The organism is Rhodobacteraceae bacterium Araon29, assembly GCA_039640505.1.
GTDB lineage: Bacteria > Pseudomonadota > Alphaproteobacteria > Rhodobacterales > Rhodobacteraceae > CABZJG01.
Window position 1 is genome coordinate 3646086 of sequence record CP046865.1, and the last position, 13112, is coordinate 3659197.

The window sequence follows — 13112 nt, forward strand, 5'->3', positions numbered from 1 at the left end:
GGGCTTCTCCCTCGATCAATATCAACCAAGGTTTAAGGATGATTCGTTTAAAAAGGGTTTGCAGAACATGTCAGGAGCGTTCAGTGAGCAAAAATAATCTGGAAAATCTTAAGGTCTTGCTGTCGATGACGACGCCAAAAGCGCTGCTTGGACGGGTAAACAAAATATCCGGGGGCACTATAGAAGTTTCAGGCTTGGGGCATCATGCTGCTCTTGGCAATCGTCTGCATTTGGTTCGCGAAAATGAGCCACCTCTTGAAGGAGAGGTAATTAAAATCAATAAAGCCTGCGTTTCTATGATGTGTGAAGATGAGCTGAGTGGCGTAAAACTTGGCCATCCGGTACGGTTGATGCCTTCGCTACGATTTTGTCCTGATGACAGTTGGATTGGGCGGGTGATTGACCCATTGGGACGACCGCTTGACGGCGAACCCCTACTTCCCGGATTAAAAGAGTTCCCTATCGAGACCGCACCGCAACGTGCCATTGAAAGGCGAGCGCTTGGCAATGCAATGACCACTGGGTTTTGTGTATTCAACACCGCTCTACCGATTGTACGCGGGCAACGGCTTGGATTATTTGCCGGGTCAGGTGTAGGTAAGTCGCGCTTAATTGCACAATTAGTCCAAAGCTTGGAGGCTGACTTAATCGTTCTGGCTCTGATCGGAGAACGAGGACGAGAACTGCGTGATTTTGTAAAGACCACCTTGGGACCAGAAAGTATGAAGCGCTGCGTTGTTGTTGCCGCAACCTCTGATATGGCACCGCTACTGCGGCGTAGATCGGCCCAAAGCGCCATGAGTGTGGCCGAGTATTTCCGCGATCAGGGCAAACATGTGGTTTATTTTGCCGACAGTATTACCAGATTTGCCGAAGCACATCGCGAGGTGGCTTTAAACATGGGTGAATTGCCAACACTGCGCGGATATCCGGCCTCAACAGCCCATAAAATTATGTCACTTTGTGAACGCGCTGGTCCAGGCTCTGGCACATCTGGTGATATCACCGCCATATTTAGTGTTCTGGTTGCCGGCTCTGATATGGACGAACCGATCGCAGATATTTTGCGCAGCGTTTTGGATGGTCATGTCGTTTTGGACCGCGAAGTTGCAGAGAGAGGCCGCTTTCCCGCAATTGATTTGCTACGATCTGTATCACGATCGCTTCCTGAAGCTGCTAGCCAATCCCAAAATGAAGCACTGATTGTCATGCGTAATCTACTTGGAAAGTATCAAAGGTCTGAAACGATGATACAAGCAGGTCTTTATGTTGCCGGACAGGATAGTGACTTGGATGATGCTGTGAAAATTTGGAAAGATTTGGACAGCTTTATTGGACTAAAAGAGCCAGGAACAATTGAGCAAAGTTATCAAAAGCTTTTCACATTGCTGCGCACAACTCAGCTGTATACTGCAATTAAGAACGCAAAAGCATAAGTGAGATATCTTGCGATGTCATCGCAGCCCCAGTGTTTAATTCAGATTGAAATAGATAACCTTCGATCAATTTGTTCTGGTTTTTGATCTCACTGAATTTACTGATAGACGCAAAACCAAAGCGGCTATCTATTTTGCTTTGAAATACTTCAACCTGTTTTTCCAAATCCAACCTAGCAAAGCCTTTGGGCAACCGAAGATAGGTTTCAAACAACTCTCTAAGTTGGGGGCTGCCGAGGATTTTGTAAAATTTTGTCCTATCGGAACTCTTTTCCAACGCCAGTTCCGCAAGTTCCCTTTTTGCATATAGCGCCAATCGCATGGTGTTGTCTTTTTTGCCCAGCGCGGCCTCAAATGAAAGCCTAAGGTATTTATCGGCAGCTTGATCAATAGATTGCGAATTTATCGGCTGTTTAGCGCCAAGAGCGCCAAATGCGCTGGCAAGCCTTTTGTACCGCATATCTGACAATCTATTCGCAAGTGATTTTGGATCTTGAAGATCACTTGCAATAACTTTTTTGATAAACGCTTTGTTTTTGATGTCAGCACTAAGCCCAACCGAGCCCAAAGCTACACGCAGCAATCTGTGGTTGTCCACTAATTCTTCGATAGATGTGATTTTGGGCAACTCTTTTTGGAAATAATTGATATCTCTTTGGTTATTAGCCGATGTATTAAAGGCCAGCGTTTGAGCATCTAACGTTCGATTAAGAAATAACCAGCCGCTTATTCCAGTCGTTGGTAAAACTGGCGAAAAGCTCATTTCAATTCCTTGCCACCAACAGTCTTTGTTCGCGGGATAATAAAGACCGTAGCGATTTTAGGCATTGGTAGTGTTGTCCGTCAATCAATGCGCTTGTGGCGCTGGCCAATTGTGCACGGCTATCTCCATCTGTGAGTATTTGACTGAGTTCCTCAATTCTACGCAACAGCTTTAACTGGGTGTCTTCGGCTTTGCTATCCCCGGTTAGGATGAGCTGAGCTGCATAGCACACCCGACGCACAGGGGTGGTAACCTCATCTGGGTGAAGCGCATCACGTAGTCGCAAAATCTTTGCATCTGGTGTTAGAACCGAAAACTTGCTTCGCCGATCTCCATTTTCAATGACAGCGCCATTTATAAGAACGCGTTCTTTGGGTCGAAGCTTTAAAACCAATCCAGTCATTTTGATGTCCCAACTGTTAGCCCACGCATAATTGCAAGATTTACATCAATTAGGGGCTGTAATGCGGCATTGTCAGACAGGATTTTACTGGTGTGAACATGAGTAAATTCTGCCAAGTAAAAAATTTGTGCTCTCAGCGCCGGAGAAAGTTTATTTTCATTATCTGCAACGTCACGCGCAATGGTAGACCATAGTTTACGATTTTGGTGCAAAGCGTATATATAGTCGGCAAAAGCCTCGTGTTTTTGTTTTTCGGTTGCCGACAAGCAATGTGTAATTTTTGCAAAAATAGCATATTCCGCCTGACGCGGTGCCTGAACCAAACCTGCCTCTTTATTATAGGCGATCTCTGCAGCCATAAATCCGTTCACAAAATGTCCTTTTCAAAAACTAAAAGAATTAGGGGCGAAACAGCCCCTAAATTAAGTTTGCTTTAGCGGAATAGTGACAACAAAGTTTGCGGTGCTTTATTTGCTATGCCAAGCGACTGAACACCAAGTTGTTGTTGGACCTGCAGCGCTTGAAGTCGGGCTGAGGCTTCTTCCATATCTGCATCAACTATTGACCCAATACCAGCTTTCATTGAATCCATAATTTTGCTCACAAAGTCGTTTTGCGATTGGATACGTTTGATAGAAGCCCCCAACCCCGCCGCCCCATCAACCGCCTTTTGAATAAGGCTCTCTATCTGTTCCAAAGATGCTTCCGCAGTTGCGGCACTCGTCACATCTATTGTGGCCAAATCCAGATTGGCCTCAAAATCAACCGCAGTAATAGTAATATTTGACGCTGTCACTGTGCCTGAATTGTCCCTATCCAAAGAGGATAAAATCGTGATGTCGCCACCTGCAGAGTTCAATAGGTTTGTGCCATTAAATTGTGATGCGGCGATAATGGATGTCACTTGGTCTTTCAACTCGGTCACATCACTACCAATCTTTGAGTGATCAACATTACTTCCCGTTGCCGCGACAACTTTTTCCTTTATCTCCTTCAGCAGGTCTGTGATTTTTTCGGCGCCGGTTGACGCAACCGCAACAGTAGATTCTCCAAGAGCAAGAGCAGATGAAACCGCTTTAAAGCCGCTAACATCGGACTCCATTACCTTGGATATTGCCCACATCGCAGAGTTATCCTGCGCCTTTGAAATCTTTTTCCCAGTGGAAATTTCGTTTTGAGTAGTGGCGAGGTTTTGATTGATCTGCTTTAGATTTTGCAACGCAACCATCGCCGAATTATTTGTCAGAATACTAGACATTTTTATTTCCTTTTCACTGGATGCTTTCGCATCGACCATAATAGAGCCCACTCCGGGCTTTGAATTGTCATTCTGACATCTGCTGCCAAATACCGGCAACGCCATCCCACATGATGCGCCCCTAACTTGCCCAAAGATATGCTAATAGAATCCTAATAAGCCCAACTATGTAAATTGAATTTGATACAATTAATTTACGCTTGTTTTTCTAGTCTATTTCCTGTGTCAGTGGTCACGGTTTGCAACTGTCCCTTGGGGTTATAGGTGGTTAAGCAGTCTTGGATTTGGCCAAACTCGTGTAGTTTCTGAGCTGCATAATGAAGCCCACTAAGACTGGCCTGGATCAATTTTTGGTTGCGCCGCAAGGTGTGCTGAACCACTTCCCAATCTTTTGGGTCACCAACAAATCTAGCTTGTAAATGTTCAAAAACCTCTGACTTGGACTTATGTAAATCAGCCAGCTTATGAAATTCGCCAGCTTTTAAAATCGCACGCTCACGCGCCAATATATCGAGCGTCTTTTGACGATGATCTTCAAATTGTTTAGTCAATTTGGCCACCAGCCTTTAAGGAAAGAAAAATATGCTCGGCCAATCCAATACTTTGAGTTCTAGCAATTGCTTGAGCGTGCTCTTGGGTTAGAAAAGACTGAAACTGTTCTTCGCCAGCACCGCCATTATAAGATTTTTGAATCTGTCCAAATTTAGCGGCCTTTAGCATCTCAGCCAAAAAACACCCTTCTAATTGTTGCGCGATCTTTCGCATTTTAATTTCGTTTTCTGCGCCCTTGGGGGGTGTCGACAATGAAGGAAGGGTTGAAAAATCGGTCATGAATAGCTCCAATTGCATTGATTTTTCCACTTTGCATCACAATCAGTAAAGAAGCGGTAACCAACTTATTGGATAGTGAGAGAATCAATTGAGTGGAGTTTTTTAGTCAATGAACGTAACAGACTTAGTGGCAGCAGACAGTTTTCTGGCATGCAAAAAGCCCGGTGCTGAAGGAAAAAGTTCCAAGTTCCAAGATTTCCTTTCTAAATTGCATCCCTTAGATGACCCAAATCCGCCTAATGGCAAAGCCGCATTCCTATCAGAAAGCATCCTTGATAGCTTTGAAGGGAACGAGTTTTTCAATTTTTTAAATGGGTTGGGTTCAGATGACTTCAACGCATTACTTGACGACTCGGTCGCATTGAAAGCGGCTATGATAACTTTCTTTCCTTCCCCAACCGAGCACCACGCCGTTAGGCAATTATTTTTTCATTTAGTCGGCAAAGAAAACCCAATCTCTGAAAAATTGGATAAAAAAGACGCCGCGCCGGACGCAAAGTTTACTTCAACTACTGATTATACTGAAGTTACGAAACATTTTGGGGACCCCATACAATTAGACATAAATAAAGATGGCCTTGCTCCTTCTGCCCAACTGAAAAATCAAATGAGCATACATTCCACTCAAATCCCAACTCAATCACCGTATCAAAGACTAACCGACTTTGCTTTTCAAATTTCAAACCTGCTCGCACCCTCGCCTGAAAATACTCGACCAAACCAAATCCAATCCTGTTCAAATCCTCACTCAATGAACCCATCGCTCTTTACTCTAACCCAATCAAAAAGTCAGGGCTCTGATGTCAGCTCTTCCTCCTCGGTGGATAAGGAAAAAGCGAGTGCAGAAACCAGTATTTCTTTTAGATCAACCAGTGATTTAGTCGGCGCAGCAACACATCAACCAAATTCAAAAGCTGACATCGTGGCACCCGATCAACCCGATACAGGCGCAGGTTTAAAGCCATTGGAGCAATTGAACAGATCACCGGATTTACCTATTGGCAGCTATACAAATTTGTCAAAACACACACCTCAAGAGCATCCCGCTGAGAACGGTTTAATGGAGTCAAAGGTAATCAAAAAAGCTCCTGCACAATTGATAAAAGGCGATGAGCAATATGGTTTGAACCCCAAAGTAGGTCCGCTCAATCCCATCCCTTCTGAAACCCAAGAACCATTGGATTCTATTGGACAGCCCCCACAACCAAAATTAACAACCAACAATGTGATTGAAATTGAAAGTGGTCGCCCAAGCCAGAACTATACTCAACCGAGTGCCAACACATTTTTATCAACTCAACACACCACTGGTTCAGAAAGAGTTGGATTGAACCATAATTATATCGTGCCATTATCCAAAACAGAAACTTTCATCGACAATGCGAAAACTGAAAGCCGTCACCCAAGCCGCAGTTATCTCGATTTTAGTGATAACCAGGGTTTATCAAATCTTCAAAAATTCAGCTCGAAGAGCGAGGCATGGCCCCAACACTATTTCGAGCCCTTGTCTAGAAGAGAGACTTTGGAAATTGCCACAAATAATGGTGAGCAAGCAAAATCACGGCTCGGCAAAACCAACATTTCAGAGCAACTCGCGCCTGTTTTTTTGCAGCAATCAAAGAGCAATTCAATTTTTAAGCCGTCTTTTTCGGTAACGAAAGTCGAACAGGTTGATCTGGAAATAAACCTTGCACCTCAATCTGATGTAGGCAAAACAACCCTTCAAACGGTTTTGGGCTCTGAAAAAACCCACCATCCAATGATGCAGCAAATTACGCCCAAATTGATTGATCAGTTGGTCATAAAGGGGGATGGAAAAATTGATATTATGCTGTCGCCAAAGGATCTTGGCAAAGTAGAATTTAGGTTTCAATCCCACGACAAGTCAGGGTTATCTATCGTCATTCTAGCGGAACGCGATGAAACTGCTGCGCTTGTTCGGCGCCACATGGATGTGCTGACCAAAGAATTTGAACGCTTGGGATATTCTGACATTGATTTTTCTTGCGACGGTCAGTCCGATCAACAAAAATCAAAAAATAACCCTGCAAAAGCAAGGGAAGACATAGACACGGCGAACCAGCAACAGTCGCAGGCGCAAAACGGGCCGATCACCGCCTATGACTATTCTCTCTCCACTGCCGTAGACATCAGATTGTAAGGCTAACTTATGGATATTGCAGCAAGCCCCAAAGTAGATTTTGAAACTTTTGTCAAAATGCTAACCACACAGCTAAAAAATCAAGATCCGATGGATCCGATGGATTCAGCAAGTTTTGCCAGTCAATTGGCCGCTTTTTCCTCCGTTGAACAACAGGTTCTCAGCAACAATCACCTCGAAACAATTAAAACCCATTTAGGGTCCTCTGACCTTTTGTCATTTACAAACTGGATCGGTAAGTTTGCCAAAGTGACAGGACCTGCGCATTTTTCCGGGACATCAATTGATATTGCCATATCTATGCCTGAAAGTACTGAACGGGCAGAGTTGGTTGTAAAAAACGAAGCCGGGTCCGTTATCTTTCGAAAACTGATATCCAATGATACCAAAGAATATAACTGGCAGGGTGAGGATACAGCTGGCGAAATTGCAGAAAGCGGAACCTATCAATTCTTTGTTGAGACATTCAAAAAGGATGCCAGTCAGGGTGAAACAGAGATGGCAGCCTATCAAAAAGTTAAAGAGGTGCAGTTTGAAGAAGGTCAGTATAGCATCATTTTTTCAGGAGGATTGGTGGCCGATCCAAAAACAATTTCCGCTGTAAGAGATTAAAACTCAAGCTTGCGTCAAGGCGTACCCTATCCTATTGCAGATAATTACATAGGGGGTATGGAAAGCTTGCCAACCGAACAGCTGACGCATGAACTGATAGATCATGGGATATTAAAGGCCCCCGCGGAATGGACCCAACTGGCGGGGGGGCGGTCAAATCGTGTTTGGCACTTAAGAACGAATAATGATTTGGATTTATGTGTAAAGCTCTATCCAAAAGACCCTTGGGAAAACCCCCTATTTGCAAATGATCCTTTGGGTGAACACACATGCCTAAAGGCCTTGGCGCCACATGGGCTTAGTCCAACACCTGTTGCATTTATTGAAACATCGGTTGGCCCTTGTCTGGTCTATGAGCATATTTCAGGCACCATCCTTGAAGACCAAGTTAAACTGATCGCTCAATGCTTGGCGCAGTTGCACCAGTTACCAGCCTTAGATGGTTTGCGCGATGCGTCCGTTGGCTCTGAGCAAATTGGCGAAGATGGGCTGCATATACTTGGCATGTGTCAAACCCCTACCAAAATGCGGCTTCGAAACCTTATGCCTGATACCTATGTTACGTTCGTTTCACAGCGGCGGATGATCCACGCCGATCCTGTTCCTGCAAACATTATTGTGAGTGAAGGCAAGGCAAAATTAATTGATTGGCAGTGCCCTGCCTTTGGCGATCCAGCCGAAGACTTATGCCATTTTCTATCGCCCGCAATGCAGTGGCTTTATTGTCAATCCATTTTGCCTGATGTCGAGGTTTCTTCTTTTATAAGCAGTTACGCTAAATACTCTGCAGCGTTTGATAAGTCCCGCTTTTTAGATTTGCGCGCTTGGTATTCGTGGCGAATCGCTGCTTATTGTCTGTGGCAGGTTGAACATGGAAATTCAGCCTATCAAAGGCCGCTAGAGCTTGAGATTTCTGCCCTAGAAAAACCTCATGCCAAAATAGCTTAGCAAAGCCCCACCAATTAGTGACATGACGATCCAAATTGGTAAAAAACCATTGCGCTTCTTCCGCTCTGGTTCATAAACCTCAGATTGCCGGACCAAAGCTCTTTCGACCAATTGTGGCAATCGAGGTCCGAACCGCGACAAAACCCGCGCAGTTTTAGCCAAATCATGTAAAACGGCCTTTGGGCCAATACTTTGGCGGATATAATCTTCAACAACAGGCCGAGCAACCTGCCAGATATTTATCTGTGGATTAAGCGATCGTGCGACGCCCTCAACAACCACCATAGTGCGCTGAAGTAGGATCAGTTCGGTACGGGTTTCCATACCAAACCGTTCGGTAACCTCAAAAAGGTAGCTCAATAACCGGCCCATTGAAATTCGCGTTGCATCCATGCCAAAAATCGGTTCACCAACGGCGCGTAACGCGCGCGCAAATTCGTCAACATCGCGATCAGCTGGAACATAGCCGGCTTCAAAGTGAACCTCGGCAACACGCTTGTAGTCTCTGCGAATGAAGCCAAATAGAATTTCTGCATAAACCCGTCTGGTATACTCATCGATATGACCCATGATACCAAAGTCATAGGCAACGATATCACCGCTTTCAGAAACCTTTAAATTGCCTTGATGCATATCAGCGTGAAAATAACCATCACGCAATGCGTGTTTTAAAAACAATTGCAGGACACGCTCCCCTAGCTCGGCGCAGTTATGTCCTGCCGCCTCGAGGGCGTCATTATCACCCAGTGGTGTTCCGCCAACCCAATCGAGGGTCATCACACGTCGGCTGGATAGTGTCCATTGAATGGATGGTAACTGAAAACCACTGTCATTTTTAGTGTTCGCTGCAAATTCAGAGGCCGCTGAACTTTCCAATCTAAGGTCAAGCTCACCTTGTACAACACCTTCAAAATGGGTGATCACTTCGATAGGGCGCAACCGCCGAGAAGATGGTGACAACATTTCAATCAATCGAGCTGCAAAATAAAATGCATCAATATCTTTCTGAAATGCCTTTTCAATTTTTGGACGCAGGACTTTAACCGCGACCTGCTCATCTGTTTCCCGAATTTGCGCTTTGTGAACTTGCGCGATTGATGCTGCCGCAACAGGCTCACTAAAGTCGGAAAATACGACGTCGGGATCAGATCCTGTTTCTTCAAGAAAACTCGCTTTGGCTTGCTCTATCGAAAAAGGTGGCAGCTTATCTTGCAAAACACGCAATTGAAGCGCCAAATCTTCACCAACCACATCTGGCCGGGTGGATAAAATCTGACCAAACTTGATATAGGCAGGCCCCAATGATGTAAGTGCGCGCGTGGCAGGCGGCATTGTCGGGTCACCCTTTAGCCCCAGCCATTTGAACGGCCAGCCCAATATACGTGCAGCCAATCGCAGCGACTGCGGGGCTTCAACCGCATCCAGAACAACCTGCATCGCGCCCGTTCGCTCAAACGTTGCACCCGTACGGACCAACCGCCATATGTTGTGAGGTCCCCGCACCTAAATTTTCCACCCCGAATGCAAGCAAGCTACCCCTGCTGTTAAGTTACGATATTTGGCATTTTCAAAGCCCGCAGACCGCACCATTTTCAAAAATGTCTCTTGATCCGGGAACTTTCGAATAGACTCAACCAGATATTGATAGCTGTCACGGTCATTTGCAATCAACTGGCCCATTAAAGGAATTAGATTGAAGGAATATTTATCATAAGCCCATTGCATCGCCGGGTTTGGAATTTGAGAAAACTCTAGAACCATTAGACGGCCGCCCGGCCGAAGAACCCGAAACGCTTCGTTCAATGCATCTTGAGGCCGCGTGACATTGCGAATACCAAAACTGATTGTATAGACGTCAAAGCTATTGTCGGGAAACGGCAGGGCCATTGCATCTCCAACCGACCAATCCAGTTGATCAATCATCTGACTGGCTTCAGCGCGTTTACGCCCCTCGACAAGCATTTCTTCGGTTAAATCCAAAACTGTTGCGTGACCTTGTCCTGCACGTTTTAAAAAGCGATAGGCAATGTCCCCCGTTCCACCTGCAACATCCAATAGCTTTTGCCCTGAGCGCGGGGCCAGCCAATCCATCATTGCGTCTTTCCAAAGCCGGTGAATTCCGCCGGACATCACGTCATTCATGATATCATAGCGCGAGGCAACACTGCCGAAAACGCCTTGGACACGGCCTGCTTTTTCCGACTCGGACACCGTCTCAAATCCAAAATGGGTTGTTTTCTCTGACTGGTTAGCCATATGCGGGCGCTCTCGTTTTTCAACACACACTTACAGTATGAGCAGGCGTGAATACAATGCGGCAGTTGCGCCTGTTTGTTCATCATTTTAAGTGATGAAAATAACACCAGACTTGGAAGGACAAGCCGCATTGAAATTTCACCACAGAGTTCTGGAAAGCACTGGTCCGAAGCTATATAGACAATAGAGCCAAAACCGGGAAGACCAAAAATGCCTGAATTGCCCGAAGTCGAAACCGTTCTGCGCGGCCTTGCGCCCGTTTTAGAAGGCAGAACTATTGTAAAGGCAAAGGTAAACCGCCCAGATCTAAGATGGCCATTTCCAGAAAATATGGCGGGCCGAATTAACGGACAAAAAATTCACAGGCTATGGCGCCGTTCAAAATATATTCTGTTAGATTTATCCAGCGGTGAAACCTTGCTGGTCCATTTAGGAATGTCTGGAAGAATACTAATATCGGGTGATCCTTTGGGGAAGTTTGTGCACGACCATCCAGCAGCGCAAAAGCATGACCATGTGGTTTTTGATATTGATAACGGGGCGCGGGTAACTTTCAACGATCCGCGCCGGTTTGGGGCTATGGATTTACTATGTACTGATCGCGCAGATCACCACCCATTACTGCGCGATATTGGCCCAGAACCTTTGAGCAATGCATTCAACGAAACCTATCTTATAGAACGCGTCAAAACAAAAAATTCGCCTATTAAATCCGTTCTTTTGGATCAAAAAGTTGTGGCAGGGCTTGGCAATATTTATGTATGCGAAGCGCTCTACAGGGCTGGAATTTCACCCGAGCGCCCAGCTGGAAAAACGTCAAAAAAGCGACTTGCTGCCTTGGTTCCGATCATACGCCAAGTTTTAGACGAAGCGATAAAAGCGGGTGGCTCGTCATTGCGAGATTTTCGTCAAGCTGACGGTGAGCTTGGTTATTTTCAGCACACCTTCAATGTCTATGGACGCGAAGGTTTGCCCTGCCTGACCGATGGCTGTGACCATGCCGTGCAACGCATCGTACAATCCGGAAGATCGAGTTTTTATTGTAAAAACTGCCAAAAGTAGACACACGCATATTTCTGGACATGGTTTTTCTTTATGTGCTAAGGGGTAAATTCTGATCGAAACAACCGAAAGTCTGTTTCATGGCCTATGAGACGATAATCGTCGAAGTCGAAGATCACATTGCGCTGATCACGTTAAACCGCCCCACTGCCTTAAACGCTTTGAATGACCAACTGCTTGGTGAGTTATGCGATGCTTTGGCAGATGCACAGAAAAATGAAAAGGTGCGCTGCATCGTCTTAACTGGTTCCGAAAAGGCGTTTGCCGCCGGTGCTGACATTAAGATGATGAGCGAAAAAAGTTTTGTTGATGCGTTTGCGGACAATCTTTTCACCGATGCCTCTGACCGAATTACAGCTGTGCGCAAACCTATTATTGCGGCTGTATCTGGCTATGCGCTGGGCGGCGGCTGTGAACTTGCGATGATGTGTGATTTTATCATTTGCTCTGACACCGCCAAATTTGGTCAGCCTGAAATTAATCTTGGGGTTTCGCCGGGGCTCGGTGGAACACAGCGACTGACAAAGTTCATTGGCAAATCAAAAGCCATGGATATGAATTTGACCGGCAGGTTTATGGAAGCGGAAGAGGCGGAAAGATGCGGCCTCGTTAGCCGTATAGTGCCGGTTAAAAACCTAATGACCGAAGCGATGGGCGCAGCGACTAAAATCGCAGAAAAGTCAATGATCACAGCCATGGCTGTGAAAGAAATGGTGAACCGCTCATATGAAACCACTTTGCAAGAGGGCCTATTGTTCGAGCGCCGTGTGTTTCATTCATTATTCGCCACAGAGGACCAAAAAGAAGGTATGGCTGCGTTTATGGAAAAGAGAGAAGCCAAATTTCGCGATAAATAAACAAAACCATAAAAATTTTCGCCTTGATTATCCCAAAGCCCTGTTGACTCACGCTTAAGTCAGGCATAAAGACGCGACTTCAAGTGATAGAACCCAAAAAGCGGGAAATAAAGAATGGCTAATACGCCCCAATCAAAAAAGCGCGCCCGCCAAAACGAGCGTCGCAGTGAGATAAATAAAGCGCGCCGCTCGCGGATCCGCACATTTTTGCGTCGTGTTGAGGAAGCAATTGAATCCGGTGATAAAGAAGCCGCAGGTTCTGCACTCGTTTCGGCCCAGCCCGAACTGATGCGGGGCGTTACTAAAGGTATCTACCATAAGAACACTGCAGCGAGAAAAATGTCGCGTTTATCAGCGCGGGTAAAATCTATCGCTTAAATAGCAGCCTTTTATGGATTGAAATGCGTCGCACCAGCGGCGCATTTTGTGTTTTCCAGAGTGTTGAAATTTAAAAAGAGATTCTTTTCCTATTTTATCGGAGTCAAGCTCGAAGTTCTGTTGCCCGTTCTACCAGAGTATTGTTAT

General features: G+C 45.6%; 15 protein-coding genes. 7 read left to right on the top strand and 8 right to left on the bottom strand.

Annotation, left to right across the window (positions count from 1 at the left end; translation table 11 throughout):
• The first annotated feature begins 125 nt into the window (after positions 1 to 125).
• On the top strand, positions 126 to 1436 hold the full coding sequence (locus tag GN278_17765) for a FliI/YscN family ATPase (protein ID XAT62733.1): 1311 nt from the start codon (positions 126 to 128) through the stop codon (positions 1434 to 1436).
• Here the strand turns inward: GN278_17765 and GN278_17770 are convergent.
• The 6 genes from GN278_17770 to GN278_17795 form a co-directional block, all read right to left on the bottom strand.
• On the bottom strand, positions 1417 to 2199 hold the full coding sequence (locus GN278_17770) for a DUF1217 domain-containing protein (protein ID XAT62455.1): 783 nt from the start codon (positions 2197 to 2199) through the stop codon (positions 1417 to 1419). The two genes, GN278_17765 and GN278_17770, sit on opposite strands and share 20 nt — an antisense overlap.
• Before the next feature lies 1 nt (position 2200).
• Positions 2201 to 2602 (bottom strand): flagellar biosynthesis repressor FlbT, encoded by a 402-nt coding sequence (gene flbT / locus GN278_17775; GenBank protein ID XAT62456.1) that lies wholly within the window; start codon positions 2600 to 2602, stop codon positions 2201 to 2203.
• A complete protein-coding gene (gene flaF, locus GN278_17780; GenBank protein ID XAT62457.1) occupies positions 2599 to 2961 on the bottom strand; it encodes a flagellar biosynthesis regulator FlaF in 363 nt (120 codons plus the stop codon). Before flaF ends, flbT begins: the two co-directional genes overlap by 4 nt.
• Before the next feature lie 74 nt (positions 2962 to 3035).
• Positions 3036 to 3860 carry a flagellin gene (locus GN278_17785; protein ID XAT62458.1) on the bottom strand — a complete coding sequence of 275 codons (825 nt, stop codon included), beginning with the start codon at positions 3858 to 3860 and terminating at the stop codon, positions 3036 to 3038.
• A 194-nt stretch (positions 3861 to 4054) separates the two neighbouring features.
• Positions 4055 to 4411, bottom strand: a complete 357-nt coding sequence (locus GN278_17790; GenBank protein ID XAT62459.1) for a hypothetical protein — start codon at positions 4409 to 4411, stop codon at positions 4055 to 4057.
• Entirely contained in the window at positions 4404 to 4691 is a 288-nt protein-coding gene (locus GN278_17795; protein XAT62460.1) for a chemotaxis protein chel, read from the bottom strand. Before GN278_17795 ends, GN278_17790 begins: the two co-directional genes overlap by 8 nt.
• A gap of 109 nt (positions 4692 to 4800) precedes the next feature.
• Here GN278_17795 and GN278_17800 point away from each other — a divergent pair, with 109 nt between their 5' ends.
• The 3 genes from GN278_17800 to GN278_17810 are packed head-to-tail and all read left to right on the top strand — an operon-like array spanning position 4801 to position 8412.
• Positions 4801 to 6852 carry a hypothetical protein gene (locus GN278_17800; GenBank protein XAT62461.1) on the top strand — a complete coding sequence of 684 codons (2052 nt, stop codon included), beginning with the start codon at positions 4801 to 4803 and terminating at the stop codon, positions 6850 to 6852.
• Between the two features lie 9 nt (positions 6853 to 6861).
• Positions 6862 to 7464 carry a flagellar basal body rod modification protein gene (gene flgD / locus GN278_17805; protein ID XAT62462.1) on the top strand — a complete coding sequence of 201 codons (603 nt, stop codon included), beginning with the start codon at positions 6862 to 6864 and terminating at the stop codon, positions 7462 to 7464.
• Between the two features lie 57 nt (positions 7465 to 7521).
• On the top strand, positions 7522 to 8412 hold the full coding sequence (locus GN278_17810) for a phosphotransferase (protein XAT62463.1): 891 nt from the start codon (positions 7522 to 7524) through the stop codon (positions 8410 to 8412).
• Here GN278_17810 and ubiB read toward each other — a convergent pair.
• Together ubiB and ubiE are read right to left on the bottom strand one after the other, a co-directional pair.
• On the bottom strand, positions 8383 to 9915 hold the full coding sequence (ubiB, locus tag GN278_17815) for a 2-polyprenylphenol 6-hydroxylase (GenBank protein XAT62464.1): 1533 nt from the start codon (positions 9913 to 9915) through the stop codon (positions 8383 to 8385). The two genes, GN278_17810 and ubiB, sit on opposite strands and share 30 nt — an antisense overlap.
• Complete coding sequence (gene ubiE, locus GN278_17820) at positions 9916 to 10668, bottom strand: bifunctional demethylmenaquinone methyltransferase/2-methoxy-6-polyprenyl-1,4-benzoquinol methylase UbiE (protein ID XAT62465.1); 753 nt, start codon at positions 10666 to 10668, stop codon at positions 9916 to 9918.
• Between the two features lie 210 nt (positions 10669 to 10878).
• Between ubiE and mutM the strand changes: the two genes are divergently transcribed.
• From mutM to rpsT, 3 genes are all read left to right on the top strand, one after another.
• Positions 10879 to 11730 carry a bifunctional DNA-formamidopyrimidine glycosylase/DNA-(apurinic or apyrimidinic site) lyase gene (gene mutM, locus GN278_17825; protein XAT62466.1) on the top strand — a complete coding sequence of 284 codons (852 nt, stop codon included), beginning with the start codon at positions 10879 to 10881 and terminating at the stop codon, positions 11728 to 11730.
• Between the two features lie 80 nt (positions 11731 to 11810).
• A complete protein-coding gene (locus GN278_17830) occupies positions 11811 to 12587 on the top strand; it encodes an enoyl-CoA hydratase (protein XAT62467.1) in 777 nt (258 codons plus the stop codon).
• Positions 12588 to 12701: 114 nt separating this feature from the next.
• Entirely contained in the window at positions 12702 to 12965 is a 264-nt protein-coding gene (gene rpsT, locus GN278_17835; protein XAT62468.1) for a 30S ribosomal protein S20, read from the top strand.
• Positions 12966 to 13112 lie beyond the last annotated feature (147 nt).